We start from the raw sequence: 18,997 nt of genomic DNA on the forward strand, positions 1-18,997 counted from the left end.
CGACGGGGAGGCGGGGTCTGCCGCGGGTTCGGGTGCACGCCGGGCAGCGCCCGGGCCCGGGCGGGCCGGGGGGTGGCCTGCCCGGCGGCGGTGCCTCGTCGGGTGGTGGGCCTCCGGCCGGGGGTCCTCCGCGCGGGGGCGGGGCGGGCGGGCCCGGCGGGCGTGCGCGTCGCCGGGGTGGCGGCTCGCGGGGCGCGCCGCCCCCGGAGCCGGTGGCCCTCGCGGTGGCCGCCCGGGCCGCCGACTTCGTGGGCCTGGCCCGGTACGGGCTGTTCGGCACCGCCCCCTACCGGGAGTACCTGCGGCGGACGGAGAGCCGGCTCCGAGCGCTGCGCGGGCAGGGGGTGGAGGTGCACCTGCGGGTGTTCGACGCGGCCGACTACGAGGACTACTGCGAGGCGTTCGGCCTCGACCCCGGTGAGGCGGCCGCCCGGGTCGCGTACGCGGCCGATCCGCAGCTGGCCGGGGAGCCCTTCGTGTACGCGGGGGAGCGGCTGGCCGAGTTGCTTCCGGTACTGGTCGACGACCACCGGGCCAGGGTACGGATCTCGGTCGCCGGCGAGGCGCTGCTGGACGCGGTCGGCGACGGCCCGTACGGGCAGCGGCGGCTGGTGGCGGTGATGAGGTTCGTCACCGCCGCCTACCTGGCACTGGCCGGGGGCGCGGGCGAGGGCTGCCACCTGCTGACGCTGCGCTGCCACGGCCCGGAGGACGGCGAAGAGCTCACCGCCGCGGCGGACGTCCGTGTCGAGGGCGGTCGGCTCGTCGGCACGGGGCGGGACGCGGAGGCGTTCTGCGTCACGCTGGCCGCGGGCGTGGCCGCGCGCGGCTCCGGCGCGCTGCTGCTGCACGGCGACCCGGCCGCGTCCGCCGGACCGCAGGTGCGCGGCTGGGCGCTGGCGGGCGGGCGGTTGCGGCCGATGGCCGTCCAGGAGGTGGCCGACTCGCTCACCGACGACGCCGACCGGGGGCTGCCCTTCCCGCCGGGAGCCGTGCCGCTGCCGGGCTTCCCGCTGCCGGACGGCCCGTCGGCGGCGGGGCCGTCCGGGGTCGAGGACGGGGGTGAGCCCCTGGGCTGACCAGCCGGTTCTGGCCCGGGTGTCCACCAAGCGGCGCTGGGGACTGTTCATCGACCGCCTGTTCGGGGAAGATTTCGGGGAAGATCAACAGGAGGAGCGGGCGGTGCCCCATGCCGCCGCTCCCGAAGCTCTGCCCCGAACCGCGTACCGCAGGTCTCCCCGCGCACCGCCGGTCCGGCGAGCCCGACACGGAGAGGGGGACGCATGGGCCGGATCGAGTTCAGCGCGGAGATCGCCGAGCTGCTCGGCAAGGTGCGGCGGCGTCCCACCGCGGGCTGGCCGTGGCGACCGGGGGAGCCGGTGCCCGCCGGGCTGCCGGTGAAGCAGTCGTGGGGGTGGCTGTTCGCCCCCGACGGCCGGGTGCTGACCCTGGTCAACCCCCGGGACGGCATCGTCTCGCTCCCCGGCGGTTCACTGGAACCGGAGGACACCGGCGATCCGGGCTCGGCGCTGGCACGGGAGGCGGCCGAGGAGGCCCAGGCCGTGATCGGCGCGCCCTACTACCTGGGCTACCTCTACGACCGGGTCGGCTCGGCCAACGGCGGGCACGAGTGCGCGCGGGTCCGGATGGCCGCCGCGCTGCGCGCCGTCGGCCCCAGCGCCGCGGACCCGGCCTCGGGCCGGCACTACCGGCGGCTGCTGGTCGCGCCCGGCCTCGCCGTCGAACTGCTCGGCTGGGGCGGGCCCGGGCTGCGTCAGGCCCGGTCGGCGGTGTCCGCCGCCGTCCAGTGGCTGGGTGTGCCCGCCGCCGCCAACGAGACGATCGAGGAACTGCCGGCCGGGGGCGCCGTGGTGTTCCCCGGCACCGCCCACTCGGGCACCGTCTACCCGGCCGGAGGCTGAGCCGGTGACGCTGCCGACGCCGGAACCGCGGGCTGCCGGGCAACCGGCCGCGTCGTCGTCCCCGGGCGCGGAGTGGGGCGAGGAACCGGCCGCGCCGTCGCTCCCGGACGGGCAGCCGGACGCGCAACCCGGCACGGCCGGGGACCGGCGCGGGCTGTTCCACCACGTCGAGCTGTGGGTGGACGACCTCGCCACCGCCGAGGCGCAGTGGGCCCCGGTCCTGCTCGCCCTCGGCTGCGAGCCGTTCCAGCACTGGCCAGCCGGCCGCAGCTGGCGCCTCGGCGCCGCGTACCTGGTGATCGAGCAGTCGCCCGCCCTGCTGCCGGGCGGCCACCAGCGCCTGCGCGCCGGGCTCAACCACCTCGCCGTGCACGGCTCACGCGAGGCGGTGGCCGCCGCGCTCTCCGCCGGCTGGACGGTACGTGTCGACACCGGTGAGGCCGCGCACCTGATCGACGGTCAGGGCTTCGAGCTTGAGGTCGTCTACCGTGCCGCGCCCGCCGACCCCTCGGGCGCGACCCCCGGCGCGAACGGCGCGAACGGGGTCTGACCAGCGCGGAAGCGCCCGTGCGGGATCCAATTCACCCCGTCGTTATCAGACTGTTCGTCAATATCCTTGGCATGACCACTTCCCGGGGAAGCTACTGCCTGGTATCACTTCTGTGACCCTCGTCACTCCAGGAGACTTCATGCTGCGCCCCACTCGTGTCATGTCGACTTCCGCCCTCGCGGCGGCCCTCACCCTGACCACCTTCTTCGCCGCCTCGTCAGCCGGCGCGGCCACCGTCAACTACGTCGCGCTGGGGGACTCGTACTCCGCCGGCGTCGGCGCCGGCGGCTACACCAGCGAGAGCGGAAGCTGCAAGCGGAGCACCAACGCGTACCCCTACCTCTGGAAGAACGCGCACTCCCCGTCCTCCTTCTCCTTCGTGGCCTGCTCCGGTGCCAAAACCGGTGACGTGCTCAACAACCAGCTGTCGGCGCTGACCTCCGGCACCACGCTGGTCAGCATCAGCATCGGCGGCAACGACGCGGGCTTCGCCGGCACCATGCAGACCTGCGTGCTGGACTCGGAGAGCGCCTGCCTCAGCGCCGTCGCCACCGCGAAGAACTACGCCACCAACACCCTGCCCGCCCAGCTCGACCGGGTGTACTCGGCCATCCACGCCAAGGCCCCCAACGCCCGCGTGGTGGTGCTGGGTTACCCGCACCTGTACAAGATCGGCGGCAGCTGCATCTTCGGCATCGGCGACACCAAGCGCGCCGCCATCAACAGCGCGGCCGACGCGCTCGACGGCGTCCTCGCCAAGCGCGCCGCCAACGCCGGGTTCGCCTTCGGCGACGTCCGCAGCATCTTCACCGAGCACGAGATCTGCGGCTCCAGCACCACCTGGCTGAACAGCACCACCCTCCCCGTCGACGAGAGCTACCACCCCAAGGCCTCCGGCCAGTCCGGCGGCTACCTGCCCGTCTTCTCCGCGCAGGTGTAGCACCCCCGCTCCGCCGGTCCTCCCCCTCCCCCCGAAGGGGGCGGGCCGGCGGAGCGTCACCAGGCCCTACGCCCTCGGCCGCGGGTTCGGCGGGAACGGAATCCCGGCGAGGACGGGCAGCAGGGACTCCTCCTCATAGGCCAGATGCGCCTCCAGCTCCGCCGACATCCGCGCCAGCTCGGACCGGAACCGGTCCGGATCGGCCGCCCCGATACCGGTCAGCAGCGCCACCAGGCCGTCCTTGATCCGGGCCACCGCCCGGTGCTCCTCGCCCAGCCGTTCCAGAGTTCCGCGCAGCTGCGGATGGCTCCGGGCCAGAGCCGGGAAGACGGCGCCGTCCTCCCCGGTGTGATGGTGGGCCAGGCCCTCGCAGAAGGCCAGGCAGTGCTGCCGCAACTGGAGCCCCAGGCCCGGCGGGCGGCCGTCCGCCCACCCGGCCTCGAAGTGCGCGTCGGCCTCCTCGCGGACGTACCGCAGCTGCTCCCGCAGCCAGGTGTGGACCTCCAGCAGCTTGTCCGCGAGGCTGCGCACCTCGCGCGGCGGGGCCGTGGAGCCCTCCAGCACCACGACCGGCAACACCCGTGCGGTGTGCGCCTGGTAGTCGCCGTACCCCGGTGCCGCCCGGACCACGGTCTCGAACAGCCGGTCCCGCCGCGCACCCTCGGCCGGTACCGCGATCGCGTCGAACACCTCCGTCCCGAGCTCCACCCGCACCACCGGGCGGGCGAGCAGATTGCGGTACCAGTGCGGGTGCTCCGGCGCCCCGGCCGCCGACGCACGACCAGCAGCAGCCCGTCGGCCCGGACGTACCCGAGCGGCACCGTGTGCGGGCGGCCCGACCTCGCGCCGGTGGTGGTCAGCAACAGCAGGTCACCCCCCTCGAAGGGGCCGCCGACCCGTCCGCCGTCGGCGCGGAATTCCTCGATGATCGCTTCATTGAAAGACATGGGCATACGTGTGTGTGAAGTCTCCGGAAAAGGGGAGCCGAGGCCGCGGACAGAACGGCGCACGCACGCGACGGAACGACAACGAGGCGGGCGCGCGCAGGCACTGCTGCGACCGCTTGCGTCAGATCAGGGGAGCGGAGTGAGAACTCATCGCGCATCGTCCCTCGGTGAAAGGTGCTCGCCCGGTCACCGGCCGGCCCACATCTCTTTGGCCGGCGCCACGCTGCACGCCCCCATTGGAGTCACCCCACCCACCGCCTGTCAACGAGCGTGATCACGCCGGATGGCCGTCCCGTCGGTGGCCCGGGGATTCTCGCGGGGCGCGTGTCGCCCGGGGTTCTCGGCCCGGACACACCAGTGGTCCGCCGGCGGCGAGGGCGGAATGCTGCCGGGCTCCGGGATCACCTCCGCGGCCCGAACGGCCGCGGCCCCGGCCGACGTGGTGTCGGGCCGGGGCCGCGGTAGGGCTTGTTCGGGACCGCTCAGGCGCACTTCGTGGTGCGGTTGGCGAGCGCGACCCCGGTGACCTTGTCGCCGTCCACGGTGAACTCGTACTGCCAGCCCGGCTTGCCCTCGACCGGCAGCTGGAACTTGCTGCTCTTGGCCAACTCCAGGCCCTTGGCGCCGTAGGCCTGCTTGAGCGCGTCCACGGTCGAACCGGCGCCGATGCCCTCGGCGGTCCGGGCGTCCGCCGGAGCGACCAGCTCGCGCAGTCCGTCGACGCCGAAGGAGACCCGCCCGGCGGTCAGGAACGCCGCGTCCCGGGCCTCGCGGGCCACCATCAGCTGGGCGGTGGACATCGTCGCGTCCGCGATCGTCTTGGCGTCGGCCGCGGAGTTCTTGGCCGAGCCGTACGCGCCCGCGGCGAACTCGGCCGCCTCCTTCGCCGAGGCGTTCGGCGGGAGGGTCGAGCCGGCGGCGGGCTTCTTGAGCGCGTCCGCCTTGGCGTTCAGGTCCTTGTAGGTGGCCTCGGTGGCCGCCTCGGAGGCCATCCGGGCGGCGTCCGGCGCCGGGCCGCCCTTGTAGGCGAAGTCGGTGCAGCCGTCGAGCAGCGACACCGGTGCGGGCTCCAGCGCGCCGGTCGCCAGCGCCGCGTCCTTCGCGATACCCGGCGTCAGGCCGCGGTAGCCGGCGGCGCCGAACGCCACCGGCGTCGGCGTCGCGCTCGCCGGGGCGGTCGCGCTCGCGGCGGCGCCGGTCCGGGCGGCGGCCGCTCCCGTGGCCTTCGAGTCGGCGGCGTCGTCGTTACAGGCCGACGCGCCGGCGACGACCAGCGCGACCGTCAGCCCGGCGCCCGCCAGGCGCCGCAGTGCGGGGTTCTTCCCCAAGTCGATCTCCCCCTTCGTTTCGGAGGACACGGTAGCGAAGCTGCGTGGACGATCCATGCCGGGTTCCGGGCGGGCGCATCCGCCGGTCGGCCAACTCGGCTTTCGGCAAGGGGGATTGGTGGCCGCCCCGCACGCTGCCCCCGGCCCCGGTGAGGGAGATCACATCCGCCGCGCCGGCCCGCGCGCCACCGTTCAGCACTGATCCCGGACGTGGCGGTCGAACTCCTCGATCGCCCAGGTCCTGCCGCCCGCCCAGACCTGGCCGGGGTTCAGGCCGGAGATGTCCAGTGGGGTGAAGCTGAGCCAGGAGTGGGCCGGTTCCGTGGTGCGGACACTGATGTTGTAAGACGTCCCGTCGGTGAGCGGTGGTGGCGTGGTGCCCTCGGCCGACCAGCCGGCCGGCGGCTGGAACAGCGGGAACGAGGTGGCCCCGTGGGCTTTCTGCGGCGTCAAGCTGAGCCGTGAGTCGCTGCGGTGTTCAGAGACGGTGATGAAATCGTAGGCCTCGTCGCCACAGGTCCGCAGCAGCACCACGGGCTGGCCGTTCTCGACGGTGATGCCGGTGATACTCCGCTCCGGTGGGGTGCAGCCGCCCGGCAGCAGCACCGTCACGACCGACCCCAGCCCCCAGTACAGCGTGTGAACTCCCCGATCCCTCATGCGCACGAGTCTCGCCAGGGCGGATCGCGCTTCGGCCACGGAGGGGGCACACCTGGATACCGGAGGCGAGTGCGGCGGGGCCGCGAAATCCCTGATGGCAGGGGGTCGGTGGTCTGTTGAGGCCCGGAGCCGTGGCCGGACACCGCGGTGGGATCCCGGCCGCGCGGAGGGCCCGCGCGGACGACAACCGCGACAGCCAGCTCCTGGGGAGGATCGCCGGGCGCGTCCAGGCACGGATCGAGGAGGTCAGCAGCCCGTGTCCGGGTAGCGGTCCGCCAGGGCCGCGACCGTGCGGGCGACGGCCGCGCGCAGTCCGGGCGGGCCCAGGACCTCGGCCTCCGCGCCGAGTCGGAGCAGGTCGCCGACCGCGACGGACTCCGTCTCGACGGGCAGGTCCGCCTCCACCCAGCCGGCCCCGTCCGGCTGGGAGGCCCCTTCCAGCGCGCGCAGACCCGCCGAGCCGAACTGGGCCGGCAGCAGCTTCTGCGCGAGCGGGGAGAGCCGGACCCGGGCCGTCTGCCGGTGGCAGGCGGCCTCCAGCCGCCGGGACGACTCCTGCCAGTAGGCGGCCAGATCGAAGCCGGCGGGCCGATGGAAGGCGTCCGGCCGTTCGGGGGCGTCCGGCTCCGTCTCCACGGCCAGGAATCGGGAGATCCGGTACGTCCGGACGGTTTCGCCGGCCCGCGCGACCAGATACCAGATGCCGCCCTTGAGGACCAGGCCGAGCGGGTGCAGCTCGCGGTCCACCTCGCCGCGCCAGCGGCGGTAGCGGGTGCGCAGCGGGCGCTGCTCCCAGACGGCTTCGGCGATCTGCGCGAGGTGCGGCACCGGGTCGGCCTCCCGGAACCAGGCGGGCGCGTCCAGGTGGAAGCGGTCCTGGATGTGCCGGGCGCGCCCGGCCAGTTCGGCGGGGAGGGCGGCCTGGAGCTTGAGCTGGGCGGCGGCGAGGTCGGCGCCGAGGCCGAGCTCCCGCGCCGGGCCGGGTGCGCCGGCCAGAAACAGCGACCCGGCCTGGGCATCGGTGAGCCCGGTGAGCCGGGTGCGATAGCCGTCCAGCAGCCGGTAACCGCCCTCGGGGCCGCGGTCGGCGCAGACCGGGACACCGGAGGCGCCGAGGGCCTCGATGTCGCGGTAGACGGTGCGGACCGAAACCTCCAGCTCGCGGGCGAGTTCGGGGGCGGTCATCCGGCCACGGGTCTGGAGCAGCAGGAGGAGGGAGAGGAGCCGGTCGGCGCGCATGGGGCCATTGTGTCGCCCGTACCTGACACGAGGTGTCAGGTACGGGCGGGAAGCTGATCACGCCTCGCCGCACGGATCAGGCCGTGCGGCGGATCGAAAGGAACGCGCATGCCCACGCAGACCAGCGGCCGGTTCACCTTCGCCAACTGGGAGGAGGCCCCGGTCGGCCCGGCCGACGGAACGCCGAGGCTCGCCCATGCCTCCGTCGCCAACAGCTTCACCGGGGGCATCGAAGCGGCCGGTACCACCTGCGAGTACGCCATCGTGTATGTCGGGGAGAGCGTCGGCACGTTCACCGGCATGGAGGTTGTGACGGGTGCCGTCGACGGCCGCAAGGGCTCGTTCGCGCTGGAGGAGCGCGGCACCTTCGACGCGGAGGCCACCCGCTGCACCTTCGAGGTGGTGCCGGGCTCGGGCACGGGCGAACTGGCCGGCCTGCGCGGGACGGGGAGCTTCACCTCCCGCCACGGCACGCCCGCCGTCGAGTACACCTTCGGGTACGAGCTGGGCTGACCGCCCGGCGGTGCCAGCGGCGTCGGCTCAGGGCGTCTCCTCGAGGAGTGCGGCGATGCCGTCGAGGAGGCGTTGCAGGCCGAACTCGAACAGCTCGTCCAGGTCGAAGTCGTACCCGGCCGTGGTGAGCCGCGCGAGTGTGGGGAATCGGCCGGTGGCCAGGATGGCCTGGAACACCGGCTCCTGGGTGTCCAGCCACTCCTCGTTGTTCTGGCCGCTGAGGGCCTCCGCCTCCGCCTCCAGCTCGACGTTGACAGCGGTGCCGCGAACGTAGTTGAACAACGTGAGGTGGGTGGTGAACATCGTCTGCAGGTCCAGACCGCGGCCGTCCAGGGCGGTGAGCACCCACTCGGTGAAGGGCAGTGCGCCGGCGACGGGCTGGGGCCGGGTCACCGACAGGGTCGGCGCGAGCCACGGGTGGCGACGGAACATGTCCCACAGCGTTCGGGCGGCCAGCGTGAGCCGGTCCCGCCAGCTTTCCGGCGGATCGGCGGGGAACGGCCACTGGGAGAGGGTCGCGTCCAGCATCCGCATCAGCAGGTCGTCCTTGTCGGCCACGTGCCGGTACAGCGACATGGTCGCGACCCCGAGATCGGCGGCGACCCGGCGCATGGAGACCGCGGCGACTCCCTCCGCGTCGGCGACCGCGACGGCCGAAGCGACGATCCGCCCGACCGTCAGCGTCTGGTCCGAGCCGCGCTTTCGGTGGGTGGACGATGCCGGGGCGGCGGGTGTGTCCGGGTGCGGCGAGGCCGGGAGCGGGCCGGTGCCCACGGGGCGGCGCCCGGCTTCGACGACTGTGCCGATGCCCGGGACCGCGCGGACCAGGCCCTCGCGGCGGAGCTCGGTGAGCGCCTTTGTCGCGGTCGCCATCGCGACGCCCCACTGCCGGGTGATCTCACGGGTCGAGGGCACCCGGTCGCCCGGTGCGAGCTCGCCCGCCTCGATCCGCTGCCGCAGTTCGGCGACGATCTGGCCGCAGCGTGGCGCTCGCTGTCCGCTCACCGGCGTCCCCTCCGCACTAGTGCACCTGAACGCGCACCACCCTAGTCCCCAGCTCGGTGTTCTCCCCAACCGTGCCCGTCCGGGTGGAGCAGGCGCTCCAGCACTAGTGCACCTAAGGGTCAACTCGCCTTGGTGGCAATGGTTTCCTGGCTTGTCTGATCTCATGTGTACGCCGTACATTCGGCGCTATGGGGAACACCGACGTACTCATCTCCGGCGCCGGCATCGCCGGGCCCGCGCTCGCGTACTGGCTGCGCAGGGCAGGCATCACCGTCACCGTCGTCGAGCGCGCGCCCGCGCCGCGGCCGGGCGGCCAGACCGTGGACCTGCGCGGCGCCGGGCGCACCGTGATGGCGCGTATGGGACTGCTGGAGCAGGCGCGGGCGACCAGCGTCGACCAGCGTGGCATCGCCTTCGTCGACGCCTCCGGCCGGCACACCGCCCGGATGACGGCGGACAGCTTCGGCGGCGAGGGAATCATTTCGGAGATCGAGATACTGCGCGGCGACCTCGGCCGCCTGCTGTACGAGGCGACCCTGCCGGAGACGGAGTACCTGTTCGATGACACCATCACCGCGCTCGACCAGGACGACGACGGCGTCACCGTCGCCTTCGAGAAAGCCGAGCCGCGTCGATACGGCCTGGTCGTCGGGGCGGACGGGCTGCACTCCGCGGTGCGCGCACTGGCCTTCGGCCCGGAGTCGGCGTACGTCCGCCCGCTGAACGTGTACACCGCCTGGTTCACGGCCACCGATGAGCTGGACCTCGACGGCTGGTTCCAGATGTACAACGCACCGGGCGGGCTCGTCGCGTCGGCCCGTCCGGGCCGCCTCCCCGGAGAGATCAAGGCCGGCCTCAGCTTCCGGTCGCCACCGATCGCCTACGACCGCCACGACACCGCCGCGCAGCAGGACATGATGGCCGACCGATTCGCCGGTGCGGGCTGGGAGGTTCCGCGGCTGCTGCGGGCGATGCGCACCGCGCCGGACTTCTTCTTCGACTCCATGGGCCAGGTGCGGCTCGACCACTGGTCTCGCGGCCGGGTGGTGCTGCTCGGTGACGCCGGCTACTGCCCGACGCCGCTCACCGGTCTGGGAACGAGCGTGGCCCTGGTCGGCGCCTACGTGCTGGCCGGCGAGCTCGCCACCGCCGACGGAGACCACCGTGCCGCCTTCCGGAACTACGACCGGGTGATGCGCCCCTATGTCGGCCAGGCCCAGCGACTGCCGCCCGGCGGTGCTTCGGGATACGCGCCCTCCAGCGCGCTCGCCATCCGCTTGCGGGACCTCTCGATGCGCTCGATGAACCGCTGGCCGATGCGGAACCTGCTTGCCGCGCAGTTCGCCAAGGCCGGAGACATCACCCTGCCCGAGTACGGTCACGCACCCGCGCTGTAGTACCCGGCGCGGGCGCGGCCGGGGCGAACGGCCTTCGCCGGGACGGCGCCGCCGTGCTCCTTCGCCCGGGTCGGGCCGGTCGTTCGGTTGCGGCGGTCATCTGCCGTGCGCGTTCGTGGAGTTCCCGGGCGCGCTCCCCTCTTGCTGTGAGGTCTGAGGGCGGCGAGCATTGCGCGGATGCGGTCGTCGGCTAGGCCGGACTGGACGCGTGGGTAGTCTTCGACGGCCAGGTGCCAGGACGCGCAGGCTTCGTCGAGTCTCCCGTTGTGAGATCCCTGCCCTGTGCTACCGGGGCCTGCACTTCAGGTGAGCCAGGGTCACTACTGTGGTGCGGGTGAAGGGCATATGCGCTCACACGGGGGCCTTCGCTGACCGGAGGGAGCCGCCTTCGGCTGGCAGCGGACGCGACGGCAGAGGATCGAGCAGGCCCCGTGAGGCACGACGGACACAGCGATCAGGACGGCGGAAGCCTGATAGGCAGGAATCTGGCCACCTGGCGAGTGCGGCGGGCGGTGAGCGTCGGCGAACTCGCCGAGCGTGCCCGGATCCCGTCCGAGCGCATCGCCCTTCTGGAGAGCGGCCGGAACTGGGTGGACCGCCGCGGTGAGCTGGCCGCCCTGACCGGGGCCCTGCGGCTGGACGCCACCGATCTGACCGGGCAGCCCTACCCCCCGGCCGGCCCCGAGCACGCGGCGGTGCGGGCCGTGGCCTTCGAGCTGCGGCGCGAGATCGCCGGATCCGCAGCGGCGTCCTTGTCCGGGTCGGTGGACGATCTTGACGCCCGTACCTCCTCGGCCTTGGCCGCCGAGGCGGCCGGGGACGAGTACGCGCTGGCGCTTGCCCTGCCGGGCGCGATCCGTCTGGCCGACAGCATCGCCGCGACGGCGCGCTCGGAGGCCGGCCGGGAGCGGGCGGCGGAACTGCGGATGCTGGGACACGTCGCGGCGGCCGGACTGCTGCGGCGCCTGGGCTATCGGGATCTGGCCTGGATGCTGCTGCACACCGCCCGGCCTGGCGGCCCCGAGCCGGTGGAGGTCCTCATTGAGGAGGCCCGGCTGCTGATCGACATGGCCTTGCCGGAGTACGCCCTCGCCCGCCTCCAGCGGGCCAGGGCCGCCGGGGGCGGGCAGGGCCTGCCGCTGGTGGAAGCACTCGCGCACGCCGTCACCGGGCGGCGGGAGACGGCCGATGGGCTGCTTGACCAGGCGGCCGGTCAAGCGGAGGACTCCCGGACGGGCGCGGTGGTCGCGGCCACCCGGGTCGTGGTCGCCGTGGAGAGCGGAGCGGCGCACGAGGTGGTCGAGCATGCCCGGTGCGCGGATCTGGATGCCTTGGAGCCGGCCTGGCGTGCCTCGGTGATGGTGGCCGCCGCCTTGGCTCACGCCCGGCTCGGCCGTCTTGAGGAGACGGCGGCCAACCTCGCCGCGGCCGAGGAGCTGGCGCCGTTGCGGGTGCGTCTGGACTCGTTCGCTCGCGAGCTGCTGGCCGTGCTGCCTGCCCAGACCCACGACCCTGCGTCCGCGGAGACGATCCGGCGAATCGCGGAGCGGGCCGGAGTGCGGTGACGGCACCCGGTTCGGGGAAACCTGTCCCGGCGGACCCCGCGGTCGCCCTACGCTACGGCTTGGTCACCGGAACTGCGAGGGTGGGGTGTGATGAGCGAAGAGCAGGCCCAGCAGATCGGCCAGCGGCTGCGGTTGGCCCGCCGTCAGCGAGGGATGAGCCTGCGGACGCTGGCCGGGCTGTCCGGGCTGTCGGCCGGCTTCCTGTCGATGGTGGAGAACGGCCAGCGGCACCTGGACCGCACCGGGCACATCAACGCCCTGGCCGAGGCCCTGCAGATCGCACCCTCGGAGCTGACCGGCCAGCCCTACGCTCCCGCCGACCCGTCCACCGCGAGCGCGCACGAGGCGATCCCGGCCCTTCGCCTGGCGCTGATGGGCATGAACCTGGGGCTGCCTCCGGACCAGGGGCCGCCGGCCGAGCCGGTCGGCGTGCTGGCCGAGCGGGTCGCCGAGGCCAACCGGCTCTATCACTCCTGCGAGTACGGCCAGGTCGCGGACGTGCTTCCCGGCCTGCTTGGGGATCTGCACGCGGCGGCCGATGCGGCCACCGGTCCGCGGCGGCAGGTGCTGCTGCGGCTGCTGGCGGACGCCTACCACCCGGCCTGCACGCTGCTGCTGAAGAACCTTGGCTACACCGACCTGGCGTTCATCGCAGTCACCCGGGCGGCGGAGGCGATCGCCGAGCTGGACGACCCGATCTACCACGCGCTGTCAGGGTTCTTCCACACCCACGTGCTCATGGCCGCCGGCAGCCCGGCCCAGGCCCTGGCCCGCGCCGGACAGGCCGCTGCCGAGGTCGAGCGGCGCCTGGTGAGCCCGGCCGCGCACGCGCTGCTGGGCGAGCTGCACCTGATCCAGGCGACCTGTCTGACCCAGGATGTCCGCCGCTCGGGCGCCGAGCGGACCCACGAGGTCAACCAGCACCTGGTGGAGGCCGCCAGCCTGGCCGCCCGCACCGGCGAGACCAAGGCATGGCACCTGAACTTCGGGCCGACCAACGTCGGCATCCACCAGGTGAGCCTGAACACCGACCTGGGCCTGCACGGAAAGGCGGTCGCGGCGGGCGGCGGCGTCCGCCCGCAGATCCTGTCCGCCCCAGGCCGGGAGGCGGCCTTCCGCGCGGACCTGGGCCGCTCGCTCGCGCACCTTCGCGGCCGGGACGCCGAGGCCGTCGCCGCGCTGCTGGCCGCCGAGCATGTCGCGCCCCAGCGTATCCACGCCAACGCGCTGGTGCGTGACACCGTCTCCGACCTGCTCGACCGCCAGCTGCCCTCGCATGCCGCCCGGGATCTGCGAGGGCTGGCCCACCGCATGGGCCTGCAGTTCTGAGCTGCACAATTGCCCGGTGGCGACGAACAAGTACGGGGCGGTCTGCGCGGCCGCCGGCTGCCAGACCTACGTTCCGCCCGGCGGCGGAGTGCTCATCCGCGGTGAACGGGGGTGGCTGACCTACTGCCCCGCCGACGGCCCGAGCGGACGGAAGGCCCGCGAGTCCTACGGCGGCCCGAGGGACTCCGAAGACGAGGGCCCGCACGAGCCCGTCGTCGTCTTCCTGCACGACCGCCTGGAGGAGGAACTGGCGGCAGCCGCGGCGGCGGGGATCACTCCCTGGCGGCACTGGCCCCGCCGCAGCCAGCGAGTTGTCGACGGCCACGATGAACTGGTGGTGGAGACCTCGCTGCGGGTCGTCGCCGACCACATCGCCACCTGGGGTCCCTGGCCCGCGATCCTGAACGCCGACAGCCGCTACATGGTCATCAACCTCTTCGAGGAAGCGGAACCGGGACCGGCCCGCGAGGCTCTGCGGGACGCGGTGAGGGCCTTGGCCATGGCCTACCGGGAACACCCCGACTACGACCCGGCCTGGACGCTGCGCGAGCCGTGACGGCCGCCTGGGCGCGTCGAAGTCACACTCGGCCGGGCACGTTCATCCGTACTCGACAGCTAACCCTTTTTGATGCCTGATCAGGGGCTCTCCCATCAGGGAGGGCCCCTGATCGCTGTCCGGGGCGGTGTGTTCACAGCCGTGAACACCGCAGCGTGTTCTCTCGCTTACCTTCGGTGATGCCGGGTTGCCGAGTCACCCCGGAAGGGAGGGGCTGTGATGTCCGCCGACGCGATGATCCACGTCTTCCAGGTCCTGTCGATCGCCGAGCGCGTCCCGCCGGGAGACCAGGAAGGTCCTCGAAGGCTGGGGTCTGGACGACGAGCTGGTGGCCACCTCCTGCCTGAGCGTCAGCGAGCTGGTCACGAACGCCGCCCGGCACGCGGCGGTGATCTCGCCGACCGTGAAGGTCGAACTGAGCACGGATGACACCGAGTTGACGGTTTCCGTCGCGGATGCCCACCCGTTCCGCCCCAAGGCCCTGCCTGCTCCGAACGGTTCGGGCGGCTGGGGACTGGCCCTGGCGAAGGGCCTGGTCGAGGAGGCTCACGGGGGACGACCAGGAGCAGACGAAGCGACAGCTGGAGCGCAGCCCGTAGCCGGTTTCGTGAGGTGTCGGCGGTTTCCCGCAGCCGGCGGCCGACTCTCCGTCGGCCGCCGGTGAGTCACATCAGTCGGGTGCGTCGTTGGCCGTACTGACCGGGGCTGGCGCCCGCATGAGTGGCGGCCGGGTGGGAGGCGTCTCGACTCCGGGTGGCCGGTGGCTCGATCGTGGACAACCGGCTGTCAGAGTTCGCCGGCGATGACGCCGGTGCGGAAGGCGTGCCACTCGGCTTCGGTGAACAGCAGGGCCGGGCGGTCGGGGTTCTTGGAGTCGCGGACAGCGCGGGCGCCACCGGGGAGGACGGCGATCTCGACGCACTCGTGTTCACCCGCACTGGCCGACGACTTCGTCCAGTTGGCGTTGGAGAGGTCGGTGCCGTACAGGTCGGCCTTGGAGGAATCGGTGCTCATGTGCGTGTTCCTTCGTGTAGGCGTGTGACGAGTGCGAGGGAGTCGTCTGTGGAGAGCGCGGTGGCGACGATCCGCTCGTAGGCGGCGGTGTAGCTCTTCACGCCGTGGGCGTCCTCAATGTAGGTCGCGCCGAGCAGGTTCTCCAACACCACGACCCCGGGAAAGCCGATCAGGACGCGCTGTCGTCGGCTGCGCGCGGTGAACTGCGGCAGCCGTGGCCGGCGCTCGATGCGGAGTTTGTATGGCGGATCTTGCCGGATCCGTTCGCGTCCGCGGGGGCGGGAAGTGCCTGGTAGCACCGGTGTTTGACCGGCCCATAGCCGGTTTCGTGAGGTGTCGGCCGCTCCCTACCACCGGCGGCCGACTCTCCGTCGGCCGCCGGTGAGTCACATCAGTCGGGTGCGTCGTTGGCTGTGTTGACCGGGGCTGGCGCCCGCGTGAGTGGCGGCCGGGCGGAGGCGTCTCGACTCAGGGTGGCCGGTGGCTCGATCGTGGACAGCTGGGCGTCAGAGTTCGCCGGCGATGACGCCGGTGCGGAAGGCGTGCCACTCGGTTTCGGTGAACAGGAGGGCCGGGCGGTCGGGGTTCTTGGAGTCGCGCACGGCGCGGGCGCCGTTGGGGAGGACGGCGATCTCGACGCACTCATGCTCGCCCACGCTGGCAGAGGACTTGGTCCAGGCCGCGTTGGAGAGGTCGATGGCGTACAGCTCGGCCTTGGAGGACTCGGCGTTCATGTCCGTTTTCCTTTTTCTAGGTGTGCGATCAGTGCGAGCGAGTCGTCAGGAGACAAAGCTGCAGCAACGATCCGCTCATACGCGGTGGTGTAGCTCTTCACGCCGTGGGCGTCCTCAATGTAGGTCGCGCCGATCAGGTTCTCCAAGACCACAACAGCTGGGACCGGGCCCCGGAATCTGATCAGGCTGAAAGGGCCCGCGCTTCCTGGGTGGGGCGTAGAGCTGAGTGGCATGACTTGGATCGTGACGTTCGGCAGGTTCGAGACATGAAGGAGATTACGTAGCTGCTCGCGCATGATGACAGGCTTTATGGCGAACCGTTGGTGTAGGACAGCTTCGTGGATGATGGCCCACAGGTGCACCGGATTTTCTGAGCGGCTGAGAACGACTTGGCGGGCCTGGCGGACCTCTGCGAGGGAGAGGACTTCCTCAGGGGTGCGGTTGGTGGTTGCGGCGATGGTCTCGCGGGCGTAGGCGACCGTCTGCAGAAGGCCGGGGATCGCTCCAGGGGCATACGCGCGGATACTTTCGGCATCCTCCTCCAGCGAGATGTAGTCCGTGTAGGTCGGGACGAGTACCCCGCGATAGGTCTGCCACCACCCTCGCTTCCCCGCGTCACGGGCGAGACCCTCCAGCGCCGAGCTCACTTCGGTCTCGTGTTGTCCGTAGGCCTTCAGGAGCTGGGTGACCTCGGACGGCCTGATCGACTGGGTGGCGTTCTCGATCTTCGACAGCTTCGGGGCTTTCCAGCCCATCACCTCGGCGGCCTCCTCAAGGGTGAGTCCTGCCTGGTGGCGGAAGTGACGGAGCGTCGAGCCGAGCCTACGGCGACGGACGGTAGGCACCAGGGGTGAGTTCGGCATACGCGCAGTGTTGCACTCCCGGCGCGCGCTGGCGGATGCTTCGCTCTGGTTCACTCCAAAGGAGTCGGTCAAAAATTTGCGACCACGCCTTGACGTCAGGCAAGCTGCTGACTATCGGTAGTTGGCTAGTTACTGTGGTGAAAAGTTAGCTGCTGAGCGGCGGTGTTCAGGGAGTCGGCCCTATGGTGCGACTGGCCTGGGCCGTGCTGGCCTGCTGGCTAGGTGCAAATTTATGACCTTGGGAGCCCTCGTGTCCGAGTTCTCGATCAGCCGTCAAGTCCGTTGGGACGAACTGCCCGAGTCTGTCCGGGGTGCCGTGGGAGCGAGGCTCGACTGTCCCGTCCTTTCGGTGAAGTCTGCTGGGGTGGACTTGGGTTGCGAACTCGCCGTTCGGATCGTGACGGCGGGTGGGGTGTCCGTCTTCGTCAAGGGGGTGCGGGTCGGTGATCCGCGTGCGGAGGGGTTGTGGCGTGAGGCGGCGGTCAACGCGGCCGTCGGATCGTTCTCGCCCGCGCTTCTCTGGCAGGTGGAGGCGGACGGCTGGCGGCTGCTCGGGTTCGAGTACGCCGCGGGTCGCCCTGCCGGGTACGGGCAGGACTCGCGGGATCTGCGGCAGCTGTCCCGGGTGGTCCGGCGGATGGGTCAACTGCGCTGTCCGGATGTTCCGTTGCCGCTGGCCGAGGACCGGTGGGCGGAGTATGTGGACGACCCGGGGCTCCTCGCCCGGTTCGCGGGGGACGTGCTGCTGCACACTGACCTCGCCTGCCGGAACGTCCTGATCCGGGGCGGGCGGACGCGGCTCGTCGGCTGGGGGTCGGCCACCCGGGGTGCCGCGTGGATCGAGGCGGCGTCGTGGGTGCTCCAGTTGATCGCCGTCGGCCGGCATCAGCCCGCGTACGCCGAGGCGTGGGTCTGCGGTATCCCGGCGTGGGAGGAGCTCGACCCCGAGGTGCTGGATGCCTTCGCCCTGGCCAACGTGCGGTGCCGGCAAGGGGATCGGGTCATGGGCGGGGCGGCCCGGAGGTGGTATGCGCACCGTCTCTCCGGGGACCGCCCGATGCTGTGAGGCGCGCCGCCGGTCCCCCCGGGGCTGGCGGCGCGCCCAGGAGTCAGCGCAGGTAGGAGGCCAGGCCCGCCGGCTTGAGGCCGGCCGCGTCGGCTGCCGCCAGGGCGCGCTGGAGGTCGGTGGCCAGGGTGTCGGTCCAGTGCATCAGGACGATGTCGCCGGGCTGCAAGGGGCCCTCGTGCCAGACGTTGGAAGCGCCCCAGCTGAAGTCGGCGTCGGCGGTCAGGACGGTGCGCATGCCGCAGTTGGCGGCGGCCTGGAGGGTGTCGGCGTTCCAGGTGAAGTAGGGCGGGCGGAAGACGGTGGGGGCGGTGCCGAAGGTGCGGGTCAGGGAGTCGCGGGCGTCGCAGATCTCGACCTGCTGCTCGGCGGGGGAGAGCGTGGTGAGGTCCGGGTGGGAGACGCTGTGGTCCTGGATGGACGAACCGGGCACGGCGGTGACCCGCTGGAAGAAGCCGGGGTCGGCGGCGGCCGGCATCGGCAGCGGGAAGGCGGTGATCGGCAGCTTGTGGTCGGCGATGAACTGCTCCGCCTCAGGGGTGCGCTGCCAGCCGTCGTCCACGGTGAAGAAGACGACCTTGTCCTTGGTCGGGACGGACGGGGTGGCCGTCGCCGGGGCGGGGGCCGGGCCGTCCACCCGGACGTCGTCGACGGAGAACGGGCCCTGCTGGTACCAGCCGTGGACGTACAGCCGGACGGTGCGCGCGGTGGGGCCGGTGGTGAAACGGGTGGTCAGCTGCTGCCAGCCGCCGTTGGTGTTCTCCGTCCAGGCGGGGGCGACGTCGCGGCCGGTGCCGGTGGCGCCCAGGTAGACGAACTTGCCGCGTACCCAAGCCGAGGCGGTGTACGTGGTGTTGGGCTGGACGGAGACGGTCTGGGCGCACTCGCCGGTGGAGTTGTCGCCCGCCGGGGTGACGGTGAGCGCGGAGCCGCCGGAGTGCGGGGCGGCGGTGGTGGCCGCGGCCTCGGCGGGGCCGCCGGCGCAGCTCCAGCCGGGGACGCTGCCCCAGTCGGCGAGCGAGGAGGCGGGGATCTCGAAGCCGGGGTTGGTGGCCAGGTTGACGGTGGGAGCGGCGGGGGCGGTGGGGCTGGTGGGGTCGGTGTCGGCGGACGCCGGGGAGGCGAGGCCGCAGACGGTGAGCGCGGCGCACGCGGCGAGCGCGGACAGGCGCGAGGACATGGACAAGTGGGGACTCCTGCGTGGGGGAAACGCACCCGTGGGGAGGGCGCGTCGGAACGGGTTGGGGCGCTCCCCGAGGGGCGGGAGCCGTTGGCGTGCCGCACTCAGACCGAGGCAAAACAATGGACTGGACCACTCGGATCGTCAAGGGAGCGGCAGGTCGAACGATCGCCGTACGGCCGACGACAA

The 18,997-nt window shown here is 72.4% G+C and carries 21 protein-coding genes and 1 pseudogene; 11 read left to right on the forward strand and 11 right to left on the reverse strand.

The window, feature by feature from the left end; genetic code table 11:
- Positions 1 to 212: 212 nt before the first annotated feature.
- The 4 genes from ACIQIB_RS03340 to ACIQIB_RS03355 all read left to right on the forward strand — a co-directional run bounded on the left by ACIQIB_RS03340 (position 213) and on the right by ACIQIB_RS03355 (position 3,412).
- Complete coding sequence (locus ACIQIB_RS03340) at positions 213 to 1,079, forward strand: hypothetical protein (RefSeq protein WP_400756431.1); 867 nt, start codon at positions 213 to 215, stop codon at positions 1,077 to 1,079.
- A 204-nt stretch (positions 1,080 to 1,283) separates the two neighbouring features.
- Complete coding sequence (locus tag ACIQIB_RS03345) at positions 1,284 to 1,922, forward strand: hypothetical protein (protein ID WP_363606348.1); 639 nt, start codon at positions 1,284 to 1,286, stop codon at positions 1,920 to 1,922.
- A gap of 4 nt (positions 1,923 to 1,926) precedes the next feature.
- Positions 1,927 to 2,472: a glyoxalase gene (locus ACIQIB_RS03350; protein WP_363606349.1), complete on the forward strand. Its 546-nt coding sequence runs from the start codon at positions 1,927 to 1,929 to the stop codon at positions 2,470 to 2,472.
- 160 nt (positions 2,473 to 2,632) lie between these two features.
- The gene (locus ACIQIB_RS03355; RefSeq protein ID WP_363606350.1) at positions 2,633 to 3,412 is read left to right on the forward strand and encodes an SGNH/GDSL hydrolase family protein; all 780 of its coding nucleotides are present in this window, start codon (positions 2,633 to 2,635) and stop codon (positions 3,410 to 3,412) included.
- A gap of 66 nt (positions 3,413 to 3,478) precedes the next feature.
- Here ACIQIB_RS03355 and ACIQIB_RS03360 read toward each other — a convergent pair.
- The 4 genes and pseudogenes from ACIQIB_RS03360 to ACIQIB_RS03375 all read right to left on the reverse strand — a co-directional run bounded on the left by ACIQIB_RS03360 (position 3,479) and on the right by ACIQIB_RS03375 (position 7,586).
- Positions 3,479 to 4,365: pseudogene (locus ACIQIB_RS03360) on the reverse strand (nitroreductase/quinone reductase family protein).
- A 476-nt stretch (positions 4,366 to 4,841) separates the two neighbouring features.
- A complete protein-coding gene (locus ACIQIB_RS03365) occupies positions 4,842 to 5,717 on the reverse strand; it encodes a hypothetical protein (protein WP_400756433.1) in 876 nt (291 codons plus the stop codon).
- 162 nt (positions 5,718 to 5,879) lie between these two features.
- A complete protein-coding gene (locus ACIQIB_RS03370; RefSeq protein ID WP_400756435.1) occupies positions 5,880 to 6,347 on the reverse strand; it encodes a hypothetical protein in 468 nt (155 codons plus the stop codon).
- Positions 6,348 to 6,593: 246 nt separating this feature from the next.
- Positions 6,594 to 7,586 carry a helix-turn-helix transcriptional regulator gene (locus ACIQIB_RS03375; RefSeq protein WP_400756436.1) on the reverse strand — a complete coding sequence of 331 codons (993 nt, stop codon included), beginning with the start codon at positions 7,584 to 7,586 and terminating at the stop codon, positions 6,594 to 6,596.
- A 108-nt stretch (positions 7,587 to 7,694) separates the two neighbouring features.
- Between ACIQIB_RS03375 and ACIQIB_RS03380 the strand changes: the two genes are divergently transcribed.
- Complete coding sequence (locus ACIQIB_RS03380) at positions 7,695 to 8,099, forward strand: DUF3224 domain-containing protein (RefSeq protein ID WP_363606356.1); 405 nt, start codon at positions 7,695 to 7,697, stop codon at positions 8,097 to 8,099.
- Between the two features lie 27 nt (positions 8,100 to 8,126).
- Here the strand turns inward: ACIQIB_RS03380 and ACIQIB_RS03385 are convergent, their stop codons facing one another.
- Entirely contained in the window at positions 8,127 to 9,104 is a 978-nt protein-coding gene (locus ACIQIB_RS03385) for a TetR/AcrR family transcriptional regulator C-terminal domain-containing protein (protein WP_400756438.1), read from the reverse strand.
- 188 nt (positions 9,105 to 9,292) lie between these two features.
- On the opposite strand from ACIQIB_RS03385, the gene ACIQIB_RS03390 reads away from it, so the two are divergent.
- The 4 genes from ACIQIB_RS03390 to ACIQIB_RS03405 all read left to right on the forward strand — a co-directional run bounded on the left by ACIQIB_RS03390 (position 9,293) and on the right by ACIQIB_RS03405 (position 13,951).
- Entirely contained in the window at positions 9,293 to 10,501 is a 1,209-nt protein-coding gene (locus tag ACIQIB_RS03390) for an FAD-dependent monooxygenase (RefSeq protein WP_400756439.1), read from the forward strand.
- A gap of 431 nt (positions 10,502 to 10,932) precedes the next feature.
- On the forward strand, positions 10,933 to 12,066 hold the full coding sequence (locus ACIQIB_RS03395; protein WP_363606362.1) for a DNA-binding protein: 1,134 nt from the start codon (positions 10,933 to 10,935) through the stop codon (positions 12,064 to 12,066).
- A 90-nt stretch (positions 12,067 to 12,156) separates the two neighbouring features.
- Entirely contained in the window at positions 12,157 to 13,395 is a 1,239-nt protein-coding gene (locus ACIQIB_RS03400; RefSeq protein ID WP_400756440.1) for a helix-turn-helix domain-containing protein, read from the forward strand.
- Between the two features lie 16 nt (positions 13,396 to 13,411).
- A complete protein-coding gene (locus ACIQIB_RS03405; protein ID WP_363606365.1) occupies positions 13,412 to 13,951 on the forward strand; it encodes a DUF6221 family protein in 540 nt (179 codons plus the stop codon).
- A 195-nt stretch (positions 13,952 to 14,146) separates the two neighbouring features.
- Here the strand turns inward: ACIQIB_RS03405 and ACIQIB_RS03410 are convergent, their stop codons facing one another.
- Positions 14,147 to 14,383, reverse strand: coding sequence for a hypothetical protein (locus ACIQIB_RS03410; protein WP_400756610.1), 237 nt, complete (start codon positions 14,381 to 14,383; stop codon positions 14,147 to 14,149).
- On the opposite strand from ACIQIB_RS03410, the gene ACIQIB_RS03415 reads away from it, so the two are divergent.
- On the forward strand, positions 14,280 to 14,615 hold the full coding sequence (locus tag ACIQIB_RS03415; RefSeq protein WP_400756441.1) for an ATP-binding protein: 336 nt from the start codon (positions 14,280 to 14,282) through the stop codon (positions 14,613 to 14,615). The genes ACIQIB_RS03410 and ACIQIB_RS03415 overlap by 104 nt on opposite strands.
- A 122-nt stretch (positions 14,616 to 14,737) precedes the next feature.
- Here ACIQIB_RS03415 and ACIQIB_RS03420 read toward each other — a convergent pair whose 3' ends face one another.
- The 4 genes from ACIQIB_RS03420 to ACIQIB_RS03435 all read right to left on the reverse strand — a co-directional run bounded on the left by ACIQIB_RS03420 (position 14,738) and on the right by ACIQIB_RS03435 (position 16,562).
- Positions 14,738 to 14,965, reverse strand: coding sequence for a DUF397 domain-containing protein (locus tag ACIQIB_RS03420; RefSeq protein WP_363606381.1), 228 nt, complete (start codon positions 14,963 to 14,965; stop codon positions 14,738 to 14,740).
- Positions 14,962 to 15,117, reverse strand: coding sequence for a Scr1 family TA system antitoxin-like transcriptional regulator (locus ACIQIB_RS03425; protein WP_363606383.1), 156 nt, complete (start codon positions 15,115 to 15,117; stop codon positions 14,962 to 14,964). Before ACIQIB_RS03425 ends, ACIQIB_RS03420 begins: the two co-directional genes overlap by 4 nt.
- Before the next feature lie 354 nt (positions 15,118 to 15,471).
- Positions 15,472 to 15,699 carry a DUF397 domain-containing protein gene (locus ACIQIB_RS03430; RefSeq protein ID WP_363606384.1) on the reverse strand — a complete coding sequence of 76 codons (228 nt, stop codon included), beginning with the start codon at positions 15,697 to 15,699 and terminating at the stop codon, positions 15,472 to 15,474.
- Positions 15,696 to 16,562 (reverse strand): helix-turn-helix domain-containing protein, encoded by an 867-nt coding sequence (locus ACIQIB_RS03435; protein WP_400756443.1) that lies wholly within the window; start codon positions 16,560 to 16,562, stop codon positions 15,696 to 15,698. Before ACIQIB_RS03435 ends, ACIQIB_RS03430 begins: the two co-directional genes overlap by 4 nt.
- Before the next feature lie 364 nt (positions 16,563 to 16,926).
- Between ACIQIB_RS03435 and ACIQIB_RS03440 the strand changes: the two genes are divergently transcribed.
- Positions 16,927 to 17,628: an aminoglycoside phosphotransferase gene (locus ACIQIB_RS03440; protein ID WP_400756445.1), complete on the forward strand. Its 702-nt coding sequence runs from the start codon at positions 16,927 to 16,929 to the stop codon at positions 17,626 to 17,628.
- A 43-nt stretch (positions 17,629 to 17,671) separates the two neighbouring features.
- On the opposite strand, the gene ACIQIB_RS03445 is transcribed toward ACIQIB_RS03440, so the two are convergent.
- Complete coding sequence (locus ACIQIB_RS03445) at positions 17,672 to 18,808, reverse strand: polysaccharide deacetylase family protein (protein ID WP_400756446.1); 1,137 nt, start codon at positions 18,806 to 18,808, stop codon at positions 17,672 to 17,674.
- Positions 18,809 to 18,997: the final 189 nt, after the last annotated feature.

It is taken from the genome of Kitasatospora sp. NPDC092286, from assembly GCF_044755565.1.
Classification (GTDB): domain Bacteria; phylum Actinomycetota; class Actinomycetes; order Streptomycetales; family Streptomycetaceae; genus Kitasatospora.

Bases quoted from the DNA above. Each gene is read 5' to 3' on its own strand.
- ACIQIB_RS03435 (WP_400756443.1), bottom strand. From the start codon at position 16,562: ATGCCGAACTCACCCCTGGTGCCTACCGTCCGTCGCCGTAGGCTCGGC.
- ACIQIB_RS03390 (WP_400756439.1), top strand. From the start codon at position 9,293: ATGGGGAACACCGACGTACTCATCTCCGGCGCCGGCATCGCCGGGCCC.
- ACIQIB_RS03355 (WP_363606350.1), top strand. From the start codon at position 2,633: ATGTCGACTTCCGCCCTCGCGGCGGCCCTCACCCTGACCACCTTCTTC.
- ACIQIB_RS03430 (WP_363606384.1), bottom strand. From the start codon at position 15,699: ATGAACGCCGAGTCCTCCAAGGCCGAGCTGTACGCCATCGACCTCTCC.
- ACIQIB_RS03445 (WP_400756446.1), bottom strand. From the start codon at position 18,808: ATGTCCTCGCGCCTGTCCGCGCTCGCCGCGTGCGCCGCGCTCACCGTC.
- ACIQIB_RS03375 (WP_400756436.1), bottom strand. From the start codon at position 7,586: ATGCGCGCCGACCGGCTCCTCTCCCTCCTCCTGCTGCTCCAGACCCGT.
- ACIQIB_RS03370 (WP_400756435.1), bottom strand. From the start codon at position 6,347: ATGAGGGATCGGGGAGTTCACACGCTGTACTGGGGGCTGGGGTCGGTC.
- ACIQIB_RS03380 (WP_363606356.1), top strand. From the start codon at position 7,695: ATGCCCACGCAGACCAGCGGCCGGTTCACCTTCGCCAACTGGGAGGAG.
- ACIQIB_RS03420 (WP_363606381.1), bottom strand. From the start codon at position 14,965: ATGAGCACCGATTCCTCCAAGGCCGACCTGTACGGCACCGACCTCTCC.
- ACIQIB_RS03345 (WP_363606348.1), top strand. From the start codon at position 1,284: ATGGGCCGGATCGAGTTCAGCGCGGAGATCGCCGAGCTGCTCGGCAAG.
- ACIQIB_RS03400 (WP_400756440.1), top strand. From the start codon at position 12,157: ATGAGCGAAGAGCAGGCCCAGCAGATCGGCCAGCGGCTGCGGTTGGCC.